Source organism: Clostridium zhoujianii, assembly GCF_051590805.1.
Lineage (GTDB): Bacteria > Bacillota > Clostridia > Clostridiales > Clostridiaceae > Clostridium.
Map to the genome: position 1 here is coordinate 1,695,131 of NZ_JBPUTF010000001.1, position 10,395 is coordinate 1,705,525.

The following is a 10,395-nucleotide window of genomic DNA, read 5'->3' on the forward strand; positions in this document are numbered from 1 at the left end:
ATTAGTGATAATGTCAACCCTATAAAATATCTTCTAGTGTATATTTAGACATTTCCCCTACAAAGGCATTTAAAGATTTTGATATAATTCCCTTTAACCTACAACCTTCACGCATCAATGGGCATACTTCTGGTTTATCCATACATTCAACCAAATTCATATTTTCTTCTGTTAATATTAATATCTTTCCTAAATTTATATCCTTTGGATCAAGTCCAAGTTTTATCCCACCATTTCTACCTTTAACTGATACTATATATTCAGTTTTAGCTAATTTATTTACAATCTTTTTTAAATGGTGTTCTGATATCTCTAACTCTTTAGCTAAATCATCCACTATAGAATTCTTATCTCTATTATTTCCTAAGTAAATTAATGTTCTGAATGCGTAGTCTGTAAATTTAGATAGTTGCATTTATCATCATCCTCTCTTGTATTTTAATATATTGTAACAGAATTAATCCTAAAAATAAAATGTGTATTTTATTTGCACATTAAATTAATTTGTGCTATATTATATCTAGATAATAAATAATAATTATCAATAAATATTCGTTATACATAAGGAGATTTAAAATGTTAGATGAAAGAACAAAAGATATAGTTAAAAGTACCGTACCAGTTTTAAAGGAGCATGGAGTTGCTATTACAAGCACATTCTATAAGAATTTATTTGAAAATAACCCTGAGGTTAAACCACTTTTTAATATGGATAGACAAGCTTCAGGAGAACAACCTAAGGCATTAGCTATGGCAGTTTTAGCTGCAGCACAAAACATAGATAATTTATCAGCAATTCTACCTGTTGTAAAAAAGATAGCTGAAAAACACTGTGATGTACAAGTAAAAGAAGAACATTACCCAATTGTTGGAGCTACCCTTTTAGCTGCAATTAAAGAAGTTTTAGGTGATGCTGCAACTGATGAAATAATAGATGCTTGGGATAAAGCTTATGGAGTTATAGCTCAAGTATTTATAGATGTAGAAAAAGAAATCTACGCTTCAAGAGCGTAAAATACAAAGGGCGCAATAATCTATTTTATTTAAATTATTGCGCCCTTTGTATTTTTACTTAGTATATCCACAAAATTATTTACTCTTCATATATATTAGTAATTTAGAAACAAAAAATAATACCGGCAGCTCTATTAAAGGACCAATTATTAAGGCTAAAGCTATTATTGGTTTATCTGGAAATGAAGAAACAGCTATTGCTAGTGCAATAGGTGAATTTCTAGCTAAAGTCGTTAGATTTAATGCCACATTATCCTCATAGCATAGTCTTAGTTTTCTGCCAAGTATTTGTCCAACCACAAAGTTTATTGCAAAGAATAGTAGTATAGGTAATAAAAGCTGTAGTAACACCTTTGGATTTTCAAGTATAACATTACCTTGTGATGCAAACATAGATACTATTGAAATATTAAGGAAGTAACCTTGGAAATCACAGGCCTTACCACAAATCTTTTCTTCAAATTCTGCTGCTCCCTTTCTATTAATAAAAACTTTCCTAAATATAATAGCACCTATTAAAGGTATTAGTAAGCTTATTAGAAGACCATTTGCAAGACTTACTATATCTATTTGAATATTTGACCCACTAATAATAATTATATATACAGGTAGTAGCATTAACTGTAGTAAAAAATTCAATGGTAAAATTGATGTAGCCAAGGTAACATTACCCTTTGCTAAGGCTGTAAAAATCAAGTACCAATCTGTACAAGGGGTTACCATAAGCATTACAAATCCAATTAATAACTCCGGACTATTGCTTAAAAATATTTTTCCAAGTATAAATATTAATATTGGAGTCCCTATGAAATTTGTACATAGGGATGCTAATGTGAATTTTATATTTTTAAAAGCTTTTGCTATTCCTTTTAATGGTATCTGTATAAAGACTAAAAATAACATAATAGTTAAAGCTGGTATCATTACTAAATCTGCATATTCTGATATTAATTCAAATTGTCCTAATAGTATCCCAATGCCAGCCATCAGAACTATTATTAAACTTTGAAATTTATTTATATTATCCATATCTCTATCCTCCTATAGCCCATAGAAGTAATTATAGCATAATTGATAATGATTTGCATTATCTTTATTTTTCGTTAGACTTCCATTAAAGGTACTACTATCATCACCCTTTTTATTCTATTATAAATCTGTCTCTTATCTGCTAATTATAGCTTTAGTAAAAGCTTACAAGTAGGAACTTTTAAGTAATTTAACCTATCATTTTGCAAGATTTATTGACATATCTTTATTTAGCCTATAATATAATTTTAGTATCCTTTTATAAAGAGTATGATAAATTATATTAAGTTAAATTATTCTTACTATATTTTAATTATTTTAACTAAAGGTGGTTTACTAAATTGATAGAATATAATAATAAAAAATATGTTTGTTTACTAGATTTTGGCATGGATTTTATAAGAGGCAAATGGAAGGCTGTAATATTATGTCATTTATACAATGAACCAAAAAGATTTTTAGAACTTCAAAGATTAACAGATGGAATCAGTCAAAAAGTATTAAATGAAAAATTAAGAGAATTAGAAGATGATGAAATAGTTAGCAAAATTGTTTATGCTGAAATACCTCCTAAAGTCGAGTACTACCTAACTGAGAAAGGCAAAGAATTAACAAAAATAGTTAAGGAAATTGAATCTTGGTCAATTAAATACTTTTCTCATTTAGATGGTGGATGTAAATAGAGTAAATTACTCTATGAATCCTTTTTCTTTCATTTTTTCTTCATTTATGAATAGTGCCATTCCTGTTTTCATCTTCCTAAAGTTTGACTTTGCATAAAAATTCTCTTTTCCTGGAGATGCGTATAATATGAGGTTACAATTAGGAATACATTCCAAAATGCTATTTACAATTTTTGCTCCTAACTTTTTACCTTGATATTTAGGCAATACTGCAACATCATAAATTGCTCCTTGGTAAACTCCATCTGATATAGCACGTCCAAAACCTATTAATTCACCATTATCAAAAAGAAAGACAACAGTATGGCTATTTTCAAAAGCCTTCCTATGTACTTCTCCTTCATAATTAGCCATTCCAACTGTCTTTAATATTGTAGATACTTTATCCCAATCTACATTTTTACAATCATATCTTATTTCTAACTTCATTGCTATCTCCTTTTATATTTATCTTATTTTAAAATATACTTATAACTCTTTAGATTAACACTACTATAACTAATTATTAACAAAAAGAGAATGTATTTCATTCTCCTTTTATAAATATATATTGATCCTGATGGACTAGTCGTAATATTTAATACTATACCCTATTCTACTTTCCTAATCCTGTAGCGAAGAACAGTTTTTAATTTATCCTTTTCTACCTTTCTAGCATCTGATATATAAATTTCACGATGAACTAGCGAAAGAATCTCAAGTCCATTACTTTCAATATAATCTTTCATCTTATTAAAAGATATTCCTTCATCATCATAGGAACCATGATGCATTATCTGAATACTTAAACCCTCCTCCATTGTTCCAAAAGTTACATCCTTTAATAATGGATGTGGTTTTTTCTTTTCTACATGATTAAAAGCTCTTTCTATAACTTCATTTGTAACAAAATCAGGTTGTCTAATCATTAATGTATATATTAATTCATCTTTTTTAATTACATCTAATTTTCTTCCCTCTTCTGTAAGATCCCATATTCCTTCTAATGGATAGACTGTATATTCAAAATATCCATCAGGGGTATAACCTTGCTTTGGCATCATTCTCACAGCATAAGCAATTGAATATAATACTCCAACTCTCTCAGCAAAATCATCACCATTAGGATCTCCCTTACCTTTTATAAAGAAAAATTTTTGCTTTGGTACTGTAATTAATGTTGGTTTATCTTTTGGTAAGTATAATTCTTTTTCATGTTTTCTCCACTCATGTTTCATCTTTGATTTTCCTCCTAGAAATTAGTTAATTCTATTGTATCATTAGTTAGGGACATCAGTATGTCCTATTACTATTATAATCCTATTGGTTAATTGTAAATTAAAAAGACCTAGATAAAATCTAAGTCTAAATTTAATACATATTTATTCTAACCCTCCATACTAATCCATAATACATTTTTGAATATATATCTTATGTACAAAGGATCCTACTGCTGATTTAACTAATTCCCTTTCAAAGGTCATCTCTATGTCAGTATCAGTTTCGGAAAAGTCTCTAGTTGTTGATACAGCAACAATTGCTTTTTCAAGTTCTGCACAGAAATAATCATAGGCTTGTTCAATAGGACAGGTCTCTATTTGTATACGTATTAACTTACATATTTCTGTTAAACTAAATACCTGCTTTAAAATACAAACCACAATTAAATATGCTAAATGTGTTTCATTATATCTCTTATTCTTTGGTGGAGATACAACCTTTTGTTTCACGTAATTATTAACCATTGTTGGAGTTAATAAGCTTTCTTGGGAATCAAGATTAAGAACCTTCAAAGCATCTTCAATAAATGTAATTACCTGATCTTTATATAAAGGAATGTGAGGTAATTCATTATATCTAGGACAATGAAACTCCAAAATTTCTTTTGTATTATCATACTCTGTATTTCTATCCACCTTAACCTCCTAAGTTTTTATACTTTATACTATTTCATGCTTTTTAATCACTTGAATAGCAACACAACCTGGTCCACCTTGTGTTGTAAATGCAGGACCTAACTTCATTATTTCTATATCTGCATCTTTTACATATCCTAGTATAATATCTTTTGCTGTGTTTGCCAATTCCTCTTTACAAGCATGTGATATTGATATCTTATAATTATGGTCTATCCCTTCATTAATTAAGTCTTCACATATCTTGTCAATAGCTTTAGAATAAGTACGTTTTGTTGTGAATTTAGTTAATTCCCTACCATCCTCTGAAAGCTTCATTACTGGTACCAACTTTATTGCACTTCCTATACGTCCAACTAAAGGTGATAATCTACCACCACGTACTAAAAATTCAAAATCATTTGGTATTAAATATGATTTTGAGGTATTCATCATAGAATTTAGCACTTCTAAAATTTCTTCCTTAGACTTGTCCAATTTTGAAAGTTTAGCAGCTACATCAACTAAATATCTTTGTGGACCACAAAGAGTTCTTGAGTTTAAAACTTCAATACGCTCTGGATTATCTACCATTGTTTTTGCTGTACAAGCTGAATTATATGTACCTGAAAGACCATCTGCCATTGATATGTTTATTACTACATCATTAGGATATTTATTATATAAATCCATAACAGCTCCTATTGATGGTTGAGATGATAATGGTATGTATCCCTTATTAATAAGTTCAATAAATTCTTCAGTATGTATGTCCTCATATTCTCTATAAGTTTTATTATTTATGGTTACTGAAAGCGGTGAAATGTCAATATTCTTTTCTTCCCCTTCAGTAATCGAATACATTGTTGATGAGTCTGATATAATTCTAATCATAATAAATTCTCCCCCCGCTTTATACTTAATCGCTAAATTTGTCTTAAATTCTAATATACCTAGTTTTATATACTATCTGATTTAGATTATCATGTCCTCATTTCTTTGTCAATTAATATTTTCAATAAGTTATACGTTATCATTTTATATCTTGCTATTATAGTGAGCTTATTAACTAAATATTAATAATTTTACCTTGGAATTATTAAACAGTTACCTTTCAAAAATAAAAAATCCACGATACATTCATCGTGGATTTAATTGATATATTTTATTTTGACTTAGTATCATAATCATATTTAAATAAACCTAAAGTAAACTTTATGCTCTACTACTTACTACTAAGTCGTTAATATTTACATAATAATTATCTAAATTACTATTACACTCCTCACATAAAGGTATTATATAGCTAGTACCCCTTCTTTCATTACTAACTTCTTCTACTTCAACTCCAACTTCTGCCCTATTTATACAGGTTGAACATGAACATAAAGTAAATTTCACCTTTTTACTTCTTTCCCATCCTTGTCTAGCCAGACTGCTTTCTTCTTTTAGTAATCTACCTTCAATCTTATGTACTTTAATGAAATTCATTTTTATACCCCACTTTTATTTACTTCCTCTTTATCTTTTTGTTATTAATTTTTACATTTTCTCTATTATACCACTTTTGTTTTTATATTCTTTTATGTTCAGAAAATTGAATTTAATAAAATTAATGAAAGATTTTATTCTTAATTAATCAAAAAAGACAATCTCAGTTTTAATAATGATTGTCTTTTTCTGTCTATTTATTTACTAGGGTAATAGAATATTACTCACCATATTTTTTTATATATTTTACTTTTACTTTTATATTAGGATGCTTTTTTATAAATTGATAAATTACATAGAAACAGCTTGGACATGGTTCCCATTTACTATATAGGTACAGGGTTCCTTCATTCTTTAACTGATTTCCTACAATTTGCTTATGTATTTCTTCAAGAATCTTTTTCTCACTATCATAAACCCTGTTATATCCTATTCCTAATTTACCTAATTTATTCACCTTGTTACTTTGAAAAGCTGCCTCCGCCATTGACGGTGTGGTACAATAACCATCTACTTCATCACTTCCACTTATCCCCTTGAACTCTTTACCATCAAATATAGCCACTGCTGTGTTTATAGAATCCTGTAAGGCTATACTTTGATCTATCTTAAATATAGAGTTATCTTCTTTATCAACTTCCATATATCTATCTAAATTCTTAATTAAACGCTTGATTCTTGGTATAATCTTATTTAATTGCTGGTGATACTCTACTGAACCTTTTTTTGATTTAATATACTCAGCGCTGATCTTTTTAGGTATTTCTATAGATATTCTCTTAGTATTAGATTCAACATTATAATTTTCTTTTACCATTTCATTACTTGCTATAAGCATTTTCTTTAATAATTCTATATCCTTTGCATAAAGATAATCTTCATCAATTTCCTTCTCTAAACTCTCTATCTTAATTTTTTCCTCTTCATTTATTCTATTAGATATCTTATCTTTAATTGATTGAATGGTAATTATAATATCATTAACATCCTCTTGTGAAGTAACTATTCTTTCATATTCAATCCTCTCTATATGTAATCTTTTTACTTTACCTATTTTTTCACATAGTCTTTTATGTTCATTTCTAAATACTATTATTTTTTTTATATAATCTATAAAGTCTCTACTATCATCTACTCTATAAGTAGTATCCCATTCCTCACCATGTGAATAAATCCTATCTATCACTGCTTTATCTACATTAAAAACCTTTATTATTTCCTCTTTGAATATTTCTTCATCAAATTCATTTATCTTATATCCTTCAATTTTTAATGCCCTCTTAAAATCATCTATATTACTTATTTTTATTCGTTCATTTTTACCTTTAATTATTGTCTTTTTCAGTGTCATATTTACCTCTTATCTTTAGAATTGGTGTTAATAATGCAACCTTTTTATATGGAATAATCTATCTTATATATGCTTACTTCTTTTCATAATCTATCTAGTACCTATTCTATATAATGCTACTTAAGTAAAGTATCATTTATAATTTTAACTATATTTTCAATATTATCATTTATAAAGAAGTGATCACCATTAAAATTGTAAATATTAACCTCATCATTTATTAATGTTTTCCATCCAAATATCTCATTTTCCGTTATAGAGTCTTCCTTTCCATTTAAAATAGAAACATTACACTTAATTCTCTCTTCTCTATTGATGTATGTGAAATTACTTATTAATTTAAAATCATTACGCAGAACTGGAATAAATATATCCAATAACTCCTTATTCTCATATACTTCTTTTGGAGTACCACCTAATTCTATAACCTTATCCATAAATTCCCTATCTGGTAATATGTGTATTGGTTTCTTATTTTTAATTATATTTGGAGCACCATGTCCCGAAAAAAATATATGCATAGGTTCATGCCAATTACTACTTTTAATTTTATAATACAACTCATATGCTAATAGGCTCCCCATACTATGTCCGAATACTGCATACTCATCTTCATTTGCTTCTTCTTTAATAATATTAAAAATATCCTCCACTGCTTCATTCCAATTTTCATAAAAATCCTCATAAAACCTTTTACCTCTTCCTTTTAATGGTATAGGTAATAACTTTATTGAGTCATCTAAATACTCTCTCCAATTAAAATATATTCCCTCTGAACCCCCTGCATAGGGTAAGCAAAATAATATCATAACTATATATTCTCCTTTTCAATCAACTCAAAAAAATGATTAATTAATTCATTTTGATTTAGTTTTTTAACTTCTAAACTTTCATTATTTGTTTTACATATTGATAACTTATATCCTGGTATAATGTTTATTTGATTAAGTAAATATTTTGCACAATAAAATTCTTCATTAACAGTAATACTATTATCTTTATAAAAAGAAATAGCAAAAGAATTCAAAGGAATAGATAATCCTATTCCTTTAAATTTTATATAAGCCTCTTTTAATGTCCATATATCATAAAATCTTTCTAACCCTCTTCCATCATTAACAGATGTAATATACTCTAATTCATTATTAGTGAAAAAATTTTTCGCTATATCAATATACTCTATCCCCTTTATTTCTTCTATATCAATACCAATTTCATATTCGCTAATTGCTACTACAACAAACTCCCCTGAATGTGATATATTATAATGAAAGTTTTCCACGGTTTTAACATATGGCTTTCCATAGCTATTTTTTTCAAAAAAAATAGCTTCATTTTTCATATTGTAATTTTCAATAAGGTGACCCCGTATCAAAATCTCAGCTATTAAAGTTTGAATTTTATCTTTTTTATTAAATAATTTATTTACTCTAGTTCTTTTTTCACAACAAATATACTCACATATTTTGTTTAACTTCTCATCTTCTACATCTAAAGTTTTGATAATAAAAATCTTATTCATAAATCCCCTTGAGTACCCTCTTTCCCTTCATTATATACTGTAATTATACACCAATATTTTAAAAATTATTTCTTATTAAGAACTCTTAAATAATAATTTTTTTAATGATATAGCCCTTATAAATTTAATTAATAAATTACCTCGTTAAGTAGAGTCACTTCAATCTTTTTCCACCCATACTTAACGAGGCTCTGCTTATTTACTTTAAAATAATTTTAAATTTCCCTATACTACATAATCAATATAAGTATCTAAAATAGTCGTGAATGCTGTTGCACCATCATAATTTAAATGCGCAACATCTTGATAGTACTCATGATGAGTAGTTATTTCTTTACAATTTTTAAAATCAAGATATTCAAAATTATACTTTTCTTTCATCCTATAAATAAACTCTTCATACTCTAATTTCCAATGCGCATATTTAGTCTTATGAACCTTTTCCACTGTTTCATATCGAGGGATAAGAACAGCATAAATTTTTACATTAGGGTTTATTTTGTATAAATTTTTTAAAGTTTTCTCAAAATACACTTTGTTTTCCTCAATTGTTCTATCGAAGCGATTACTTCCATATTTAGGCATCAAGTCTGGTAAGCAATAATCATTGCTTCCTTTTTCTACTTTATTAGCCCTTTGTTCAGGTGATGCAAAGTCTCTAAACATCTTAACTTGAGAATTTTCATAAATATTTTCGAAAAGCATGTCCCTTAAATTTCTTTCCTCAATATTTAGTGGTTTGATAATTTTACAATTTATCTTAGAGAGCTCATCCTCAACACTTAGGGTGAAATTTCTATTCTGATTATAATTATGATAATCTAGATTATATCCACCCCAAGATAAATAATTTATTAAATCAGATGTAAGTGAAACATCATAATTAAGATAGTTATAATCAAATATATCTAATATTGCATACTTTAAATTTTTAATTTTATTTTGATAATTCTCCATGCAATATTCCAAAGTTTTTAAGTTATAAAATATATCTTGACTCGATACAGCTAAATTGCAAAATTTACCTTTTAGATATTTAGGGTTAATTCCCAAGGCAGAATGTGATACCCCTAAAACAATTCCATCATAACTTCCTTTGTTACTTGGATCTTGCATAACTCTATCTACTTTTTGAGATGATACTCCACTATTATATAAATGATAGAAGTCAACTATTTTAGATGAATCAATCTTAAACTTTTTATTTAAATACTTTACAATAACTTTGCAAGCTTCTACATTATCAATTGCAAGAATTATATAGTCATAGTCTATATCACTTAATTCTTCTAATTTATAAAATCTTGCATTATTAAAGCTCTTATTATTTGACCTATTATCAGTATAACCTATAATTTTATGATCCTTCTTTAATTTATCCGATACAAACTTACTTTTACTTCCTATTCCATATACTATAATCCTCATAAT

At 27.4% G+C, this 10,395-nt stretch carries 13 protein-coding genes; 2 read left to right on the forward strand and 11 right to left on the reverse strand.

Going from position 1 to position 10,395, the window contains the following annotated elements; all coding sequences use genetic code 11:
• Positions 1–19: 19 nt before the first annotated feature.
• Positions 20–415: an RrF2 family transcriptional regulator gene (locus tag ACSYT2_RS07985; RefSeq protein WP_430856663.1), complete on the reverse strand. Its 396-nt coding sequence runs from the start codon at positions 413–415 to the stop codon at positions 20–22.
• 161 nt (positions 416–576) lie between these two features.
• On the opposite strand from ACSYT2_RS07985, the gene ACSYT2_RS07990 reads away from it, so the two are divergent.
• On the forward strand, positions 577–1,014 hold the full coding sequence (locus ACSYT2_RS07990; RefSeq protein WP_438384480.1) for a globin domain-containing protein: 438 nt from the start codon (positions 577–579) through the stop codon (positions 1,012–1,014).
• Positions 1,015–1,089: 75 nt separating this feature from the next.
• On the opposite strand, the gene ACSYT2_RS07995 is transcribed toward ACSYT2_RS07990, so the two are convergent.
• Positions 1,090–2,043, reverse strand: a complete 954-nt coding sequence (locus tag ACSYT2_RS07995) for an arsenic resistance protein (protein ID WP_438384482.1) — start codon at positions 2,041–2,043, stop codon at positions 1,090–1,092.
• A 341-nt stretch (positions 2,044–2,384) separates the two neighbouring features.
• Between ACSYT2_RS07995 and ACSYT2_RS08000 the strand changes: the two genes are divergently transcribed.
• Complete coding sequence (locus ACSYT2_RS08000; RefSeq protein WP_430856666.1) at positions 2,385–2,726, forward strand: winged helix-turn-helix transcriptional regulator; 342 nt, start codon at positions 2,385–2,387, stop codon at positions 2,724–2,726.
• 6 nt (positions 2,727–2,732) lie between these two features.
• On the opposite strand, the gene ACSYT2_RS08005 is transcribed toward ACSYT2_RS08000, so the two are convergent.
• The 9 genes from ACSYT2_RS08005 to ACSYT2_RS08045 all read right to left on the reverse strand — a co-directional run bounded on the left by ACSYT2_RS08005 (position 2,733) and on the right by ACSYT2_RS08045 (position 10,392).
• A complete protein-coding gene (locus ACSYT2_RS08005; protein ID WP_430856667.1) occupies positions 2,733–3,155 on the reverse strand; it encodes a GNAT family N-acetyltransferase in 423 nt (140 codons plus the stop codon).
• 161 nt (positions 3,156–3,316) lie between these two features.
• Entirely contained in the window at positions 3,317–3,943 is a 627-nt protein-coding gene (locus ACSYT2_RS08010; RefSeq protein ID WP_438384486.1) for a GyrI-like domain-containing protein, read from the reverse strand.
• Between the two features lie 162 nt (positions 3,944–4,105).
• Positions 4,106–4,621, reverse strand: coding sequence for a DUF1836 domain-containing protein (locus tag ACSYT2_RS08015; RefSeq protein WP_430856669.1), 516 nt, complete (start codon positions 4,619–4,621; stop codon positions 4,106–4,108).
• A 24-nt stretch (positions 4,622–4,645) separates the two neighbouring features.
• Complete coding sequence (locus ACSYT2_RS08020) at positions 4,646–5,494, reverse strand: DegV family protein (protein ID WP_430856670.1); 849 nt, start codon at positions 5,492–5,494, stop codon at positions 4,646–4,648.
• A gap of 321 nt (positions 5,495–5,815) precedes the next feature.
• Positions 5,816–6,091, reverse strand: coding sequence for a hypothetical protein (locus ACSYT2_RS08025; RefSeq protein WP_438384491.1), 276 nt, complete (start codon positions 6,089–6,091; stop codon positions 5,816–5,818).
• 220 nt (positions 6,092–6,311) lie between these two features.
• Entirely contained in the window at positions 6,312–7,442 is a 1,131-nt protein-coding gene (locus ACSYT2_RS08030; protein WP_430856672.1) for a deaminase domain-containing protein, read from the reverse strand.
• A gap of 116 nt (positions 7,443–7,558) precedes the next feature.
• Entirely contained in the window at positions 7,559–8,251 is a 693-nt protein-coding gene (locus ACSYT2_RS08035) for a thioesterase II family protein (protein ID WP_430856673.1), read from the reverse strand.
• Positions 8,252–8,253: 2 nt separating this feature from the next.
• The gene (locus ACSYT2_RS08040; RefSeq protein ID WP_430856674.1) at positions 8,254–8,964 is read right to left on the reverse strand and encodes a 4'-phosphopantetheinyl transferase family protein; all 711 of its coding nucleotides are present in this window, start codon (positions 8,962–8,964) and stop codon (positions 8,254–8,256) included.
• Between the two features lie 225 nt (positions 8,965–9,189).
• Positions 9,190–10,392 (reverse strand): SGNH/GDSL hydrolase family protein, encoded by a 1,203-nt coding sequence (locus ACSYT2_RS08045; RefSeq protein WP_430856675.1) that lies wholly within the window; start codon positions 10,390–10,392, stop codon positions 9,190–9,192.
• Between the last annotated feature and the right edge of the window lie 3 nt (positions 10,393–10,395).

What these genes read in the sequence shown, in the direction of transcription:
- ACSYT2_RS08030 (WP_430856672.1), bottom strand. Translation starts at nt 7,442, where the DNA reads ATGACACTGAAAAAGACAATAATTAAAGGTAAAAATGAACGAATAAAA.
- ACSYT2_RS07990 (WP_438384480.1), top strand. Translation starts at nt 577, where the DNA reads ATGTTAGATGAAAGAACAAAAGATATAGTTAAAAGTACCGTACCAGTT.
- ACSYT2_RS08010 (WP_438384486.1), bottom strand. Translation starts at nt 3,943, where the DNA reads ATGAAACATGAGTGGAGAAAACATGAAAAAGAATTATACTTACCAAAA.
- ACSYT2_RS08005 (WP_430856667.1), bottom strand. Translation starts at nt 3,155, where the DNA reads ATGAAGTTAGAAATAAGATATGATTGTAAAAATGTAGATTGGGATAAA.
- ACSYT2_RS08040 (WP_430856674.1), bottom strand. Translation starts at nt 8,964, where the DNA reads ATGAATAAGATTTTTATTATCAAAACTTTAGATGTAGAAGATGAGAAG.
- ACSYT2_RS08035 (WP_430856673.1), bottom strand. Translation starts at nt 8,251, where the DNA reads ATGATATTATTTTGCTTACCCTATGCAGGGGGTTCAGAGGGAATATAT.
- ACSYT2_RS08045 (WP_430856675.1), bottom strand. Translation starts at nt 10,392, where the DNA reads ATGAGGATTATAGTATATGGAATAGGAAGTAAAAGTAAGTTTGTATCG.
- ACSYT2_RS07985 (WP_430856663.1), bottom strand. Translation starts at nt 415, where the DNA reads ATGCAACTATCTAAATTTACAGACTACGCATTCAGAACATTAATTTAC.
- ACSYT2_RS07995 (WP_438384482.1), bottom strand. Translation starts at nt 2,043, where the DNA reads ATGGATAATATAAATAAATTTCAAAGTTTAATAATAGTTCTGATGGCT.
- ACSYT2_RS08020 (WP_430856670.1), bottom strand. Translation starts at nt 5,494, where the DNA reads ATGATTAGAATTATATCAGACTCATCAACAATGTATTCGATTACTGAA.
- ACSYT2_RS08025 (WP_438384491.1), bottom strand. Translation starts at nt 6,091, where the DNA reads ATGAATTTCATTAAAGTACATAAGATTGAAGGTAGATTACTAAAAGAA.